Annotated in this window: 14 protein-coding genes; 7 read left to right on the top strand and 7 right to left on the bottom strand. The window is 77.0% G+C overall.

Annotated features, from left to right (window positions below; all coding sequences use genetic code 11):
* Positions 1-115: 115 nt before the first annotated feature.
* A complete protein-coding gene (locus KPL60_RS09260; RefSeq protein WP_226356393.1) occupies positions 116-838 on the top strand; it encodes a hypothetical protein in 723 nt (240 codons plus the stop codon).
* Positions 839-844: 6 nt separating this feature from the next.
* Here KPL60_RS09260 and KPL60_RS09265 read toward each other — a convergent pair whose 3' ends face one another.
* Positions 845-1,273 (bottom strand): hypothetical protein, encoded by a 429-nt coding sequence (locus tag KPL60_RS09265; RefSeq protein WP_226365554.1) that lies wholly within the window; start codon positions 1,271-1,273, stop codon positions 845-847.
* Between the two features lie 118 nt (positions 1,274-1,391).
* Between KPL60_RS09265 and KPL60_RS09270 the strand changes: the two genes are divergently transcribed.
* A complete protein-coding gene (locus KPL60_RS09270; protein WP_226365555.1) occupies positions 1,392-3,086 on the top strand; it encodes a choline dehydrogenase in 1,695 nt (564 codons plus the stop codon).
* A gap of 90 nt (positions 3,087-3,176) precedes the next feature.
* Here KPL60_RS09270 and KPL60_RS09275 read toward each other — a convergent pair whose 3' ends face one another.
* Positions 3,177-3,362 carry a hypothetical protein gene (locus KPL60_RS09275; RefSeq protein ID WP_062402550.1) on the bottom strand — a complete coding sequence of 62 codons (186 nt, stop codon included), beginning with the start codon at positions 3,360-3,362 and terminating at the stop codon, positions 3,177-3,179.
* A gap of 362 nt (positions 3,363-3,724) precedes the next feature.
* On the opposite strand from KPL60_RS09275, the gene KPL60_RS09280 reads away from it, so the two are divergent.
* Positions 3,725-4,588, top strand: coding sequence for a DMT family transporter (locus KPL60_RS09280; RefSeq protein ID WP_226366058.1), 864 nt, complete (start codon positions 3,725-3,727; stop codon positions 4,586-4,588).
* A gap of 269 nt (positions 4,589-4,857) precedes the next feature.
* Here KPL60_RS09280 and KPL60_RS09285 read toward each other — a convergent pair whose 3' ends face one another.
* Together KPL60_RS09285 and KPL60_RS09290 are read right to left on the bottom strand one after the other, a co-directional pair.
* A complete protein-coding gene (locus KPL60_RS09285) occupies positions 4,858-6,585 on the bottom strand; it encodes a DEAD/DEAH box helicase (protein WP_226356390.1) in 1,728 nt (575 codons plus the stop codon).
* A 167-nt stretch (positions 6,586-6,752) separates the two neighbouring features.
* Positions 6,753-7,388, bottom strand: a complete 636-nt coding sequence (locus KPL60_RS09290; RefSeq protein WP_226365556.1) for a class I SAM-dependent methyltransferase — start codon at positions 7,386-7,388, stop codon at positions 6,753-6,755.
* Between the two features lie 114 nt (positions 7,389-7,502).
* Between KPL60_RS09290 and KPL60_RS09295 the strand changes: the two genes are divergently transcribed.
* From KPL60_RS09295 to KPL60_RS09305, 3 genes are all read left to right on the top strand, one after another.
* Positions 7,503-9,227, top strand: coding sequence for a hypothetical protein (locus tag KPL60_RS09295; protein WP_226365557.1), 1,725 nt, complete (start codon positions 7,503-7,505; stop codon positions 9,225-9,227).
* Between the two features lie 77 nt (positions 9,228-9,304).
* Positions 9,305-10,150 (top strand): alpha/beta fold hydrolase, encoded by an 846-nt coding sequence (locus KPL60_RS09300; protein ID WP_062404658.1) that lies wholly within the window; start codon positions 9,305-9,307, stop codon positions 10,148-10,150.
* Positions 10,151-10,210: 60 nt separating this feature from the next.
* Entirely contained in the window at positions 10,211-10,771 is a 561-nt protein-coding gene (locus tag KPL60_RS09305) for an N-acetyltransferase (RefSeq protein ID WP_226356387.1), read from the top strand.
* A 6-nt stretch (positions 10,772-10,777) separates the two neighbouring features.
* Here KPL60_RS09305 and KPL60_RS09310 read toward each other — a convergent pair whose 3' ends face one another.
* Genes KPL60_RS09310 through KPL60_RS09320 form a run of 3 tightly spaced genes read right to left on the bottom strand, consistent with a single transcriptional unit; the run spans position 10,778 to position 12,349 of the window.
* On the bottom strand, positions 10,778-11,032 hold the full coding sequence (locus KPL60_RS09310) for a DUF3039 domain-containing protein (RefSeq protein WP_062404655.1): 255 nt from the start codon (positions 11,030-11,032) through the stop codon (positions 10,778-10,780).
* Between the two features lie 26 nt (positions 11,033-11,058).
* Complete coding sequence (locus tag KPL60_RS09315) at positions 11,059-11,457, bottom strand: DUF3099 domain-containing protein (RefSeq protein ID WP_226365558.1); 399 nt, start codon at positions 11,455-11,457, stop codon at positions 11,059-11,061.
* Positions 11,450-12,349, bottom strand: coding sequence for an alpha/beta fold hydrolase (locus tag KPL60_RS09320; RefSeq protein WP_226365559.1), 900 nt, complete (start codon positions 12,347-12,349; stop codon positions 11,450-11,452). The genes KPL60_RS09315 and KPL60_RS09320 overlap by 8 nt, the downstream gene beginning before the upstream one ends.
* Positions 12,350-12,389: 40 nt before the next feature.
* On the opposite strand from KPL60_RS09320, the gene KPL60_RS09325 reads away from it, so the two are divergent.
* Positions 12,390-14,129, top strand: a complete 1,740-nt coding sequence (locus KPL60_RS09325; protein ID WP_226365560.1) for a GNAT family N-acetyltransferase — start codon at positions 12,390-12,392, stop codon at positions 14,127-14,129.
* Positions 14,130-14,141 lie beyond the last annotated feature (12 nt).

Below are 14,141 nucleotides of genomic sequence, written 5' to 3' on the forward strand. Positions count from 1 at the left end.
ACGGGCCGGGCGAGCCGCCGTCCGCGGCGGCGACCACGATCGTTATCCTCGCCACCACACCCGCGACGCTGTGTCACGAACCCCCGCTCGCGGGAGCTGACGCGGAAGGGACGAGATGGCGGCCTCGCTCTGGACCTCCGGCACGACCGGGCGGCCGACGCCCGACCCGGCGCCCGCCCTGGTGCGGGTCGCGTTGCAGGCCGGCGCCACCTCCGTCGCGCACGCCGACGTCGCCGCGATGCTCTCCGGGATCTGCGTCGCGCTGGTGCCCGCCGCCCGGGTCGGGGGTGCGGCGCTGCTGCTGCGCGAGCCCGCCGACCCCCGCGACCCCGAGGCCCGGCGGGTGTTCGGCTCCGACACCGCCGCCGTGCGCCTGGGTGAGCTGCAGCGCCGGGCCGACGCCGGGCCGGGCCCCGCCGCCGAGCGCGGCGACCGCACGCTGACCACCCCGGACCTGACCCGGTCCGGGCCACCCGAGCTGGCCGCCGCCGCGGCCGACTGCGGCCTGGTCCGCTCGCTGTCGGTGCCGGTCCCGGTGGCCGGGCGCACCGCGGGCGCCCTGCAGCTGTTCGCCCGCGGCGGGCCCGACGACCCGCTCGGCGAGCGGCTGGTCGTCGCGCTGGCGCCGGTGGTCACCGCACTCGCGGCCCGGCTCACCGACGTCCGCGAGCTGGCCCGGCTGCAGCTGCGCGCCGCGCAGCCGTCGGTGCCGGAGCAGCCCGACGCGATCGACCGCACCGCGCTGATCCCGGCGGCCCGCCGCTCCCCCGTGGTGCCGGTGGCACCGCGGGTGCCCGCCCAGCGGCAGGCGCGGCACCGCCGGCACGACCAGGGCTGACCCGGGTCAGGACTCCGGCCGGTCCTCGCGGGCCGCGTACCGGTCGAGGAGCTGCTGGTGTTCCTGCAGGTAGGCCGACACGCGCTGGCGGCTGACCCCGAACAGCCTGCCGATCCCGGCGATCGTCTCGCCCTCGCCGTGCAGCGCGACGGCCTCCTCGCGGCGGAACCGGCCGCCGACGGCGCCCAGGCCGTCGAGGGTGCGGGTGAGGGTCTCGACGATCAGCGGCCGCGCCTCGCGCGGGACGATCGCCCGCCAGCTGAGCCCCTGCGACCGCAGCTCCTGCAGCTCGGCCACCCGTTCGCGGGCCGAGGAGAGCTCGGCGACCGACGCCTCCAGCTGGGCGGCGAGGGCGGCCAGCGCGGCGTCGGCGTCGTCCGCGGTACCGGCGCGGAGATCCGCTCCGTCGTCCGCACCGCGCTCGGTCGTCGTCACACCATCGAGCCTACGGGGGCGGCGGTGACGGCCGGTGGGCGCGGCGTACCGTGATCCACGCAAGGGGGGTTGCTCCCTCGAACAGGGCAATCCCGACAGTAGGTGTGGAGGGCGCGCAATGGGCCGGTACGACGTCGTCATCGTCGGCGGAGGATCCGCGGGGGCGGTGCTGGCCGCCCGGCTCACCGAGGATCCCACGCGCCGGGTGCTGATGCTCGAGGCGGGCCGGCCCGACCACCGCTGGGACCCGATCATCCGGATGCCCGCCGCGCTGTCGAAGGCGTGGGGCAACCCCCGCTACGACTGGTGCTACGTCACCGAGCCCGAGGCCGGTCTGGCCGGGCGACGGATCGCCGTCCCGCGCGGGAAGGTCCTGGGCGGCAGCAGCAGCATCAACGGGATGGTCTACCAGCGGGCCCACCCGGGCGACTACGACCGCTGGTCCCGCCTGCCCGGCTGCGAGCAGTGGAGCTCGGCCCACCTGCTGCCCTACTTCCGCCGCCTGGAGCGGCGGATGTCCGAGCACGGCACCCCGCTGCCCGACGGCGGCCACGGCCCGCAGGTCCTCGAGCGCGCCCCGGCCGCGGGCCCGCTGAACGCGGCGTTCCTGGCCGCGGCGCAGCAGGCCGGGCACGCGCTGCTCGACTCGACGAACGGCCCGGTCCAGGAGGGCTTCTCCCGCACCGAGCGCACGATCTCGCGCGGGCGCCGCTTCTCGGCGACCGACGCCTGGCTGCACCCGGTCGCCGCCTCGCGGCCCAACCTGACCGTCCGCACCGGTGCCCTGGTCCGCGCGCTGCGCACCGACGCCCGCGGCACCCGGGTCATCGGCGTCCGCTACCGCGCCTCCGACGGCACCCTCCGCGACGTCGACGCCGGCGAGACCCTGCTGGCCGCCGGCTCCATCGCCACCCCCCAGCTGCTCCAGGTGTCCGGCTTCGGCGACCCGGAGCACCTCGCCGGCATCGGCGTCGAGACCCGGGTGGCGCTGCCCGGGGTCGGCGCGAACCTGCAGGACCACCTCGCGGTGCACCTGCAGCACGCCTGCTCCCAGCCGATCTCGCTGGCCCCGCACCGGGCCCCGCACCGGCTGCCCGCCGCGGCGGCCCGCTGGCTCGTCTCGGGCACCGGGATCGGGGCCAGCAACCACTTCGAGATCGGCGGGTTCGCCTCCACCTCGATGGCCGGGGGCATCCCGGACGTGATGATGCTGTTCGCGCCGGTCGCGATGCGCTTCGCGCCGGACGTCCCGCCGGTCGGGCACGGCTACGAGATGCACGTCTCGGTGATGGCGGGCGACGTCCGCGGGTCGGTGCGGGCGGTGTCCCGCGACACCGCGGTCCCGCCGCGCCTGGTGCAGAACTACCTGGTCACCGACGGCGACCGGCGCCGCTGGGTGGAGGCCGTCGGCCTGGCCCGGGAGATCCTGACCCAGCCGGCGTTCGCCGGCCTCGACGCCGGGGAGACCTTCCCCGGCGAGGGCGTCCGCTCCGACGCCGAGATCCTCGACTGGGTGTCCCGGCGCGCCCAGAACGGTCTGCACCCGACCAGCACCGCGCGGATGGGCACCGACGCCGACGCCGTCGTGGACCCGTCGACGCTGCGCGTGCACGGCACCGAGGGCCTGCGGGTCGTCGACGCGTCGATCTTCCCGGACGTGCCCAACGCCAACACCTACGGCCCGGTGGTCATGGTGGCCGAGCGGGCCGCCGACATCGTCACCGGCGCCACCCCGCTGCCCGCCGACCCGGCGCCGTCGCGGCCGGCCGGGGGCCCGGGCACCGGTCCGGAGCCGCTCGCACCGGTGTCCTGAAGACCCCTGACATGCCGAACGGGGCGGGGATCCGATCGGATCCCCGCCCCGTTCGCGGGTCTGTGGTGGGGCGCGGTGGCGCCCCGGGCGTCACTCCCCGGTCTGCACCTGCACCCCGGACTCACGCAGCTTGGCTGCGTGCGCGTTGCCGTGGTGGTTGCAGAACAGGAGTTCCCCACCGGAGGGCAGGATCGCGCGCACCTTGGCGGCCGCTCCGCAGCGGTCGCAACGGTCGGCAAGGGTCAGTTCGGGCCGGGTCAGCGTTTCGGGCTGCATAGCGGTCTCCCTCCGTCGCGGCGGCGGGCTTCGGGCGCTCGCCGCCGTATCACTGTGACGACCGCACGAGCGGTTCGCCCACACCTGTACAGACGCTCGAGGCCCCTGTACGTGTTCCCGGGATGCGTCGCGACGTCCGTCACGTGTGGCGTGCGCCGCACGGTTCGGTGGCGCCGCGATGTACCCGCGGTGACCGATTGCGTATGAAGTTGACTGCGTGTGAATCATGCGGGCAACTCGCCCGGCGTGCAAGCGCGCCACGGTAAATACGGTGTGTCGCGGTCTACGTTGGCCGGGTGAGTCCCCGCCCGTCGCCCGATCGTGTTCCCGCTCCGTTGCTGTTCCTGGCCGGTGGGACCTCGATGTACGTGGGGGCCGCGCTGGCCGTCGGGCTGTTCGACCGGCTCGCGCCGTCGGCGGTCGCCGAGCTGCGCCTCATCGGCGCCGCGCTGGTGCTGCTGGCGTGGCGCCGTCCCGGCCGCGACGCCTGGCGCGGCGTCCGGCTCGTCCGCGCGGCGACGTTCGGGCTGGCCACGGCGCTGATGAACGTCGCCTACTACGAGGCGATCGCACGGCTGCCGCTCGGCACCGCGGTGGCGGTCGAGTTCACCGGCCCGGTCCTGGTCGCGGCGCTCGCCTCGCGCCGGTTCCGCGACGTCGGCGCGGTCGGCCTGGCCGCGGCGGGCGTGCTCCTCATCGCCGACGTCCGCTGGTCCGGCAGTCCCGCCGGGGTGCTGTGGGCGCTGGGCGCGGCGGCGATGTGGGCGGCCTACATCGTGCTGGGCAAGCGGGTCGCGCGGGCCGGTTCCGGCATCGACGACCTGGCGACCGGGTTCACCGTGGCCGCCGTCGTCCTGGTCCCGCTGCTGTTCACCGGGGGTGCGGGCGCCGCGACCGGGTTCGGCGTCGCGAACCTCGCGCCGCTCGCCGATCCGGCGGTGCTCGGCCTGTCCGTCGGGCTGGGTGTGCTCAGCTCGGTGGTCCCCTACGTGCTGGACCAGGTCGTGCTGCGCCGGGTCGGGCAGGCCCGGTTCGCGGTCCTGCTGGCGCTGCTGCCCGCCACCGCGACGCTGGTCGGGCTCGTCGTCCTCGGTCAGCTGCCGGGGCCGCTGGAGGCCGTGGGGATCGCGCTGGTCGTCGCCGCGGTGGCCCTGCGGTCCCGCGACGGCGACGAACCCGTCCCCGTCCCGGCCACGTCCGCCCGGGATCGGGCCGCCCCATCCTGACCGCGCCGGCGTCGCGACGTCCACACGGTGATCCTGAGTCCGCGCGGTGATCCGCAGCCCGCGCGTGTCCGGACGCGCGCGCCGAGCGGATCAGCGCGCGCGGAACGGATCACCACGCGCCCGGCCGTGCCGTCGCCGCGGTGACGCCATGCCCTCGGCGCGGTGGCGCCGCGGCCCCGCGACGGCGACGAGCCGGCCCCCCACCGCGCCCGCACCCGCCGAGTCGCCCTCGGGCCCGCCGGCGCGGCAGCGGCCCGCCAGAGCGGCTCTCAGCGCCAGGAACGCAGGGTCGCGATGCGCTCCTCGAGCTGCTCGATGGTCGCCATCGCCACCGGCGGGCCGCCGCAGTGCGCCCGCAGCTCGTTGTGGATCTTCCCGTGCGGCTTGCGGGTCTTGTGGTTGTGCAGCGCGACCAGGGTGTTGAGCTCCTTGCGCAGCGTCTGCAGCCGTTCCCGGACGCTCTGCCCGCGCTCGGCGGCCGGCGGCGGGGTGGGCTCGGTCGCCGGGGTGGCGCGGGCCTGGGCCCCGGTGCGCGGCGAACCCTTCGCGATCCAGTCGGCCTGCCGCTGGGACAGCAGGGTGCGCACCTGGTCGGGCTCCAGCAGCCCGGGCAGCCCGAGGTAGTCCTCCTCGTCGGCGGAGTAGGTGGCGCCCTCGTAGATCAGCTGGTCCAGCTCGGCGTCGGCGCCGAGGGAGGTGAACGCCTTCTCCTGCTCACCGGGCTCGTCCTTGACCTTGTTGGCCTCGTTGAGCTCGGCGTCGTTCCAGACCTCCTCGGGCCGCTGCGGCTTGCCGAGGACGTGGTCGCGCTGCGCCTCCAGCTCGCTGGCCAGGCCGAGCAGCACCGGGACGCTGGGGACGAACACCGACGCGGTCTCGCCCTGCCGCCGCGACCGCACGAACCGGCCGATGGCCTGGGCGAAGTACAGCGGGGTCGAGGCACTGGTCGCGTAGACGCCGACGGCGAGGCGCGGCACGTCGACGCCCTCGGACACCATCCGGACCGCGACCATCCACCGCTCGGTGGAGCGGGAGAACTCCGCGATCCGGTCCGAGCCGCCCGCCTCGTCGGACAGGACGACCGCGGGCCGCACACCGGTGATGCGCTGCAGCAGCGTGGCGTAGGCGCGGGCCGCGGTCTGGTCGGTGGCGATGACCAGGCCGCCCGCGTCGGGCATGCCGCCGTCGCGGTGGCTCTGCAGGCGGCGGTCGGCCGCGGCGAGCACCGCGGGCATCCAGTCCCCCGAGGGGTCCAGCGCGGTCCGCCAGGCCATCGCGGTCTGCTCGCGGGTCAGCGGCTCCCCCAGCCGGGCGGAGATCTCCTCGCCCGCGCTGGTGCGCCAGTTGGAGGTACCGGAGTAGGCCAGGAAGACGACCGGCCGGACCACGTTGTCGGCGAGTGCCTCGGCGTAGCCGTACTGGTGGTCGGCCCGGCTGCGCGGGGCGCCCTCGGCGTCGGGGACGTACTCGACGAACGGGATCGGGTTGTCGTCGGAGCGGAACGGCGTCCCGGTCAGGGCGAGGCGCCGGGTGGCGGGCTCGAACGCCTCGTAGACGCCCTCGCCCCAGCTCTTGGCGTCGCCCGCGTGGTGGATCTCGTCGAGGATCACCAGCATCCGGCGGTTCTCGGTGCGGTTGCGGTGCAGCATCGGGTGCGCGGCGACGCCGGCGTAGGTGATCGCGATGCCCTGGTAGTCCCGCGAGGTACCGCCCGCGGAGTTGCGGAACTCCGGGTCGAGCGCGACGCCGGCGGCCGCGGCCGACTCGGCCCACTGGTACTTCAGGTGCTCGGTCGGGGTGACGACGGTGATCGCGTCGACGATCCGGTCCCGCAGCAGCTCCGACGCGACGCGCAGGGCGAAGGTCGTCTTGCCCGCGCCCGGGGTCGCGACCGCGAGGAAGTCCCGCGGCGAGGTCGCGAGGTAGCGGGCGAGTGCGCTGCGCTGCCACGCGCGCAGCGGGCGGGTCTCGGGCGACACGAGCTGGGTCTGCGACACACGTCTCCCCTGGTCCGTGGGTCGTTCCCGGGTGGGAACCGGCGATCCCCGGCAGGTCCGCGCGTCGACGCCGACCGGGCTGCGGGGCGCGGATCAGGGTAGCCGGGGGCCGCACCGTCGCCGCCCGGTGGGCGGGCCCGGGGCCTCCCCGGCGGTGACGGGCCAGGTCAGCCCCGGGGCGGCCGCGGACGGCGGGCGGTGAGGACGAACGCGGGCGGGACGTTGGCGAGCACCGCGCGGCCGTGCACGACCTCCTCGAAGGCCGCGGCGAGCCGCCGCCGGAGCCGGCGGGCGGGCGGCAGGGCCCGGGTCACCGAGTAGCCGAACTGGGTCAGGGCGCCGTCGGGGTGCAGGCAGCCGGCGACGACGTCGGTCAGCCACGGCTCGTCGCGCGGGTAGGCCGCCCACGGCAGCCCGGAGACGACGACGTCGGCGCCGCCGAGCCCGCGGGCGGCGAGCAGCGCGGGCAGCTCGGCCGCGTCGGCGACGGCGACGTCGAGCCCGGGGTGGCGGGCCCGCAGCAGCGCGGCCAGGCGCGGGTTCAGCTCGACGGCCAGGTGGTGGCCGCGGCCGCCGAGCCGCTCGGCGATGACGTCGGTGAACGCCCCGGTGCCCGGCCCCAGCTCGACGACGACCGGGTCCCCCGTCGCGGGGACCGGCGCGGTGGCGGCGAGGGCCAGCGCCCGGGAGCTCGGCAGCGCCGACGCCGTGCGCAGCGGGTCGCGCAGGAACTCCCGCAGGAACGCCCCCGTCCCGGCCGGGGACGCCTGCGGGGCCGGGGTGGACGGGGCGACGGTGCTCATCGGGCTCCGGGGTCTCGTACGGCGCGACCGGGTCACCGTGCCGGTCCGGTCCGAACGCCGCCCGACGACGGGGTGAACGCGCCGCGACCGGTGGCGGTGGGGATGATGGAGGTGATGAGCGAGCGCGACCGCACCCCAGCCGACGCCGGCCCCCTCGCCCTGCCCGCGGCGGGACTGCGGCTGGCGGCCGCGGTGTCCGCCCGGCCGCTGCTGCTCCTGCGCCGCGGCGGCGACTGGGTCGCCGAGCTGGGCCGGGTCGGCCTGGGCCGCTCCACCCTCGCCCCGGACGTGCCGGCCGGTCCGGTCGCGCCGGTGGCGCGGTGCGCGGCCCAGGTGCTGCTCGCGACGACCGGGGCGGTCTCCGGGCTGCTCGACGACGCCGTCGCGGGCCCCGATGTGCCCCTGCCCGCCGCGGACGCCGAGCGGCTGCGCGCGGCCCTCGCGGGGCTGACCGCCCTGCTGCTGCCCGGCCCGGCCCCCCTCGTGATCACCGGATCGGAAGGGGCCGGTGCCACCGACGGCACCGATCCCTGCCGGGACGACGATCACGGACGGCCCGCCCCGGACACCTCGGCCACGGCGGAGATCGCCGACCGGGTCTTCACACCCCCCGGCGCCGACACCCCCTCGGTGCCCTTCGACACCGGCGCCCGCGACGCCCGGGGCGGCCCCGTCCCCGGCCGCGACGTCGCCGCCACGCCCGGCGCGGTCGTCCTGCGCACCCCGATGTTCGAGCTGCTGCAGTACCTGCCGCGGACCGAGAAGGTGCACGACACCCCGGTGCTGGTCGTCCCGCCACTGGTGCACCGCTACTGGCTGGCCGACCTCGCGCCCGGGTACTCGCTGGTCGAGCACCTGCTCGGGAAGGGCCTGCAGGTGTTCGCGCTGTCCTGGCGCCCGGCGGGCCCCGCCGACGCCGACCGCGACCTCGACGCGCACGCCGCCGCCGTCCTCGACGCCGTCGACGCCTGCGGGCGCATCACCCGCGCCCCGCGGGTGTCGCTGCTCGGCGTGCGCACCGGCGGGCTGCTGACCGCGGCGGTGCAGGCCCACCAGGCCGCGATCGGGCTCGACGACCGGGTCGCGGCCGTCGCCTACCTGGCGACCGTCCTCGACCAGTCCGACGCGCTGCCCGGCTTCGCCCCCGACCCGGCGACCGTCGCCGAGACCGCGGGCCTGGCCGCCCGCGACGGCGTCCTCGACGGCGCGACGGCGGTGCGGGCCTGGGCGTGGCGGCGCGGCCCGGACCGGGTGCTGCCGTGGGCGGTGCCGCGCGGTGGCGGGACCGCCGACCTGGACGGGCGCGCCGCGCGGGCGATGCGGGCCTGGGTGGCCGACCTGCTGCCGCTGCCCGCCGGGCTGCACACCGACCTCGCCGCGCTGGCCGCGGCCTCCGGCGACGGCGCGGGCCCGGACCGGCCCGACGTGCGGGTCCTCGGCACCCCCGTCCGGTTCGCCGAGCTGCGTCGCGACAGCTACCTCGTCGCCGCCGACGACGACCCGGTGCAGCCCTGGACGGGCGGGTACCGCACCGCGCAGCGCCTCGGCGGCGGCTGCCAGCTCGTCCTGGCCCCCGGTGACCAGGCGGGCGCGCTGATCGCGCCGCCGTCGGTGGCGACCGGGTTCCGCGCGGCACCCTGCTCCACCGGCGACGGCGTGGCGCAGCGCTGGCGGGCCGGGGCCGAGGCCGTCGAGGGCTCCTGGTGGGACGACCTGGCCGCCTGGCTGGTCGAGCGCTCCGGCACGCTGCGCGACGCGCCCCCGGAGCTGGGCGGACGCCGCCTGCGCCCGCTGTTCCCGGCCCCGGGGACCTACCTGGGCGAGCCCGCCCCCGTCTGAGGGTGGGGTCCGGGATCGTCACACCCGGGGCTTTCCGGCACCCCACCGCCCGGCCGCGGCACCTAGGCTCGGCGGTGATGACCACTTCCAGCTCCCGGCCCGTCGGCGGCGCCGGCCTCGAGGAGCACGACGTGCTCGTCGGCGGCCGTGCCCTGCGCGTCGTGCGTCGCCCCGCCTCCGGCCCGGGCCCCCGCCGCACCCCGCTGCTGCTGTGCAACGGCATCGGCGCCGCCACCGACGTGCTCGACCCGCTGGTCGCGGCGCTGCCCGCGGACCTCGACGTCATCCGGTTCGACCCGCCGGGCATCGGCGGGTCGGCGGTGCCGCGGATGCCGTACCACCTGACGTGGATGGCCCACCGGCTCGGGCAGGTGCTGACGAAGCTGGGCGTGCGGGAGGCCGACGTCCTGGGGTTCTCCTGGGGCGGGATGCTGGCCCAGCAGCTGGCGATCAGCCGTCGCCGCCGGGTGCGCAAGCTCGTGCTGGCCGCGACCGGGCCGGGGGCGCTGATGATCCCGGCGTCGCCGCGGGTGATGGCGGTCATGACCTCGCCGAAGCGCCACCAGGACCCGTCCTACGTCGACGCCGTCGCCGCCCGCATCTACGGCGGCTCGCTGCGCGACCACCCGGAACGGGCCGCAGAGGCGCTCGGCGCGGGGGCCCGGCGCGGCCCGATGCGCGGCTACTACTACCAGCTGATGGCGCTCTCGGGCTGGACCAGCCTGCCGCTGCTGCCGGCGATCACCGCGGACACCCTGATCATCGCCGGCGACGACGACCCGATCGTCCCGCGCGGCAACGCCACGATGCTGCACCGCGGGATCCGCCGCTCCCGGATCAGCCGCTACCCCGGCGGCCACCTGGAGCTGCTGCTCGACCCGGAGCCGTTCGCCGCAGAGATCGACGCCTTCCTGCGGTCCTGACCCCGCCGCCGCGCGGCCCCCGGCCGAGCGGGACCGCGCGGGTGGACGCACGATGGCCGGGTGGCGACCCCCGCACGGACGACCGGTGAACGCACGACGCCCGCACACCCGACCCGGGACGGCGTCCTGCGCCGGTGGCGCGGTCCGGCGGACTCCGCCGCGCTGGCCGCGCTCGACGACGGCGCCCCGGGCATCGGCGTCGCCGGCGGACCGGAGTGGCACGACGACGCCGCGGCCGACCCGGCGCGGCTGCACCTGCTCCTGGAACGCCCGGGCGAGCCCGGCCCGGCGGGCTACGTCGTGCTGGCCGCACCCCGCGGCCCGGAACCGGGCGTCGAGCTGCACCGGCTCGTGGTCCACCCCGACCGGCGCGGCACCGGGGCCGGACGGGCCCTGCTCGGTGCCGCCCTCGCCGTCGCCGGGGTGCCCGGAGCGACCGGCGACGCCCCCGACGGGCCGCCGTGGGCGGGCCCGGGGCGGCTGTGGCTCGAGGTGGCCGCGGACAACGTCGCGGCGCTGGCGCTCTACCGGTCGGCCGGGATGGTCACCGAGACCGTGCTGCGCACGGTGCCCGGCGACCCGTCCTCCACCCCGCTGCGTCTGCTGCTCGCGCGGGGCTGAGGGGTCTCACTCCCCGTCGCCGCCACCCGGGGGGAGCCCCTCGAAGATCTCCTTGCACTGCGGGCAGACCGGCGACCCCGGCTTGGGCGACTTGGTCACCGGGAAGGTCTCGCCGCACAGCGCCACGACCATGTTCCCCAGGACCGCGCTCTCGGCGATCCGGTCCTTCTTGACGTAGTGGAACATGTCCGGCCGGTCGTCACCGGTCTTGTCGGTGGTCTCCGGCCGGGTGTCGACCTCGGGCAGCGTCGTCGTGGACATGGCGCCCATGATGCCCGAGAGCGACCTCAGGGCGGGGAGGCGGTGCCGCCTCCCGTGGTCCCCGTGGGCTGTTCGTCGTCGGTGGTGGGCCGGGGGCCGGCGGGATCGTCGTCGCCCTGGCCGATCACCTGGTGCGGACGGGCCTCGATCGCCCGGTGGTCCTGCCGGTGCCGGTTGGGCTTCTCCGCCTTGCGCGGCAGCCGGTCGTTCGCGATCAGCACCGCGATCCACGGCAACGGCACCGAGATCGCGAGCAGGGTCACCGCGACCCACGGGATCTGGTAGAAGACGCCGGCGAGGATCATGCACGGGATCCGCATGCCCATCGTCCACTTGTAGCGCCGCTTGCGGATCTCCAGTTCCTCTTCGTAGGACATCTGCGCGTCCGTGATGAGAACGGGGTCCACGCGTCGCCGCTCAGCCACTGTCGAACCACCTCCCTTTCCATGGTGACACCCCTACGCGATCCCCGCGCGGGCGCCCGCCGGGCGCCTCGCGCACGCCCGCGGGCCCGCCGTCGACGGTGGGGTCGAGCGTCTCCCAGCGGCGCAGCCGCGCGGCGAGCAGCCGCGACCACCAGACGACGTCGTCCGGGGTCGCCGCGATCGACAGCCCGGCCGCGGGCAACCGCTCCCGCAGGGTCTGCGCGGTGGACTCCGGATGGCCCGGGTCCCCGGTCCAGGCCAGGATCTGCACCGGCACCGTGATCCGTTCCAGCTCCTCCGGTGCGGGGAGGTCGGTGGCGGCCGCGCCGCGCAGGATCGCCGGGAGCAGCTCGGCGCGCACGTCGGGCTCGGTCCGCGGGCGTCCCCGGGCGGCCGGGGGCAGGTCCGCGTCGTCGGCACCGGCGTCGAGCGCCGCGACACCGTCGGCCTCCACGGCCGACGCGGACCGCTCGTAGTCGCGGGACCGGGCGCGGCGGGTCCCCCAGGCGGTCGGCGGCAGCATCAGGGTGAGGCTGGCGAACCGGCCCGGGTCGGCCAGCGCGGCGTGCAGCAGCGTCCCGGCGCCCATCGACGGCCCGACCCCGTGCACCCGCTCCCCCGGTACGACGTGGTCGAGCAGCCCCAGCAGGTCCCGGGCCAGCGCGGGCCACCGGTAGTCCGCGGGGTCGGTGGTGCCACCGGAGCGGCCGTGGCCGCGCGCGTCGTAGCGCAGCAGCCGGACGCCCTCGACCCGGGAGGCGATGTCGAGCCGCATCAGGGCCTCACGGCGACGGCTGGAGGTGAGGCCGTGCAGCGCCACCACCGCCGGACCGCCGGAGGTGTCGCGGACGTCGAAGTCCAGTGTCGCCCCGGCGATCCCGAACGTGGCCATGCGCTACGCCTCCTGATCTTCGTCGGCCTAGGTTATGGCCATGCGGCTGACGAGCGTGACGCACCTGCGGCTGCCCTACGGGACGCTGCTCGGCTACGACGTCGCCGTCGGCCGGACCGGGCACCCGGTCCCGGTCTCGTTCGACCAGCGCCGCCACGTCGGCCGCGGGGACCGGCCCGGCTCGTGGATGGCGATCACCTGCCGGCTGCCGGCGGTGGACCTCGACGCGCTGGCCGGGGCCTGGCTGGCGGTGCTGCGCCGGCACGGGACGCTGCGCACGGTGTTCTCCCCCGGCCCGGCCGGTCCCCGGCTGCACGAGGTGGACCTGCGTCCCGGCCGCTGGGTCACCCACCCGGTCGCGCCCGGCCAGGCCGTCGACGACGCCGTCCGCCGGATGCTCGACGAGCGCTGCACCCCCTACGCGGCGCCGTCGCACCGGCTCTGCGTGATCCTCACCGCGGACCGGCCGACGCTCGTCGTCGCCGCCGACCACGCGCACGTGGACATGTGGTCGCTGCTGGTGGTCCTGCGCGACCTCGTGCAGGGCCTGGGCGGGACGCTGCCGCCCGGCACCGTGCGCCCCTTCGCCGAGCACACCGCCGCCCTGGCCGGCCGGGAGCCCGCGCCCGACGGGGTCCGGCGGCGCTGGGCCGAGATCCTGGCCGCGGGTGGCGACGTGATGCCCCGCTTCCCGCTGCCGCTGGGCGAGCTCGTCCCCGCTCCCCCGGAGCGCGTCGAGGTGCGTGACGTGCTCGGCGTCGACGACTGCGCGCTGTTCGAGCGCCGGGCCCGCGGGTCCGGGGTGTCGACGCTGGCGCTGGTCACCTCGGTCATGACCCGCACCACCCGGGAGCTGGCGCACGCCCCGCTGCGCGCGGTGTTCCCCGTGCACAGCCGCTACGACGACCGCTGGCACGGCTCGGTCGGCTGGTTCATCACCAACGCGGTGATCGACGCGCGCGACCCGGATCCGCGGGCCTGCGCCGACGCCGTCCGCGAGGCCGTGCGGCTCGGTTCCTGGCCGCTCGACGACGTGCTGGCCCCGTGGGGCGGGATGCCCGAGGCGCCCGGCATGTTCGCGATCTCCTGGCTGGACCTGCGACGGCTGCCGGTGCGCATCGACCACGCCGGGCTGGAGGCGCAGTACGTCAGCTCCGCGGGCGACGCCGACGGCGTGATGGTCTGGTTCATCCTCGACGAGGCGGGCCTGCACCTGCGCTGCCGCTACCCCGACACCGACGAGGCCCGGGAGAACGTCGGCGCCTGGCTGGACCGGGTCGTCGACGGCGTCCGGTCCAGCGCCCACCCGGCGGGCGCGGACGTCGTGCTGGCCGGGGACCGGCTCGTCGTCGACCGGGCCACCCGGGCCGACGTCGCGGCGGTCGTCGCGCTGCTGTCGGGTGCCGGGGACGCCGACGCCGACGACCCGGACCTCGCGCCCTACGAGGAGGCCTTCGACGCCCTGGACCGCGACCCCGGCCGGTTCCTCGCGGTCGCCCGCGCCGGCGACGGCCGGGTGGTCGCGACCGTGCAGCTCACGATCCTTCCCGGGCCCGCCCTGCGCGGTGCGACCCGGCTGCAGGTCGAGGGGCTGAGGGTCGCCGTCGGGTGGCGCCGGCGCGGGGTCGGGTCGGCGCTGGTGGAGTGGGCGCACGAGCACGGGCGGGCCCGCGGCGCCGTCGTGGCGCGGGCCGGGGACACCGCCGGGGACGGGCCGCACCGGTTCCTGGCGCGGCTGGGCTACGAGCCCGACCGGGCCGGGTACACGCGGCCGCTGTGACCCCCGCCGGGC

This window comes from Pseudonocardia sp. ICBG162, assembly GCF_020496225.1.
Lineage (GTDB): Bacteria > Actinomycetota > Actinomycetes > Mycobacteriales > Pseudonocardiaceae > Pseudonocardia > Pseudonocardia alni.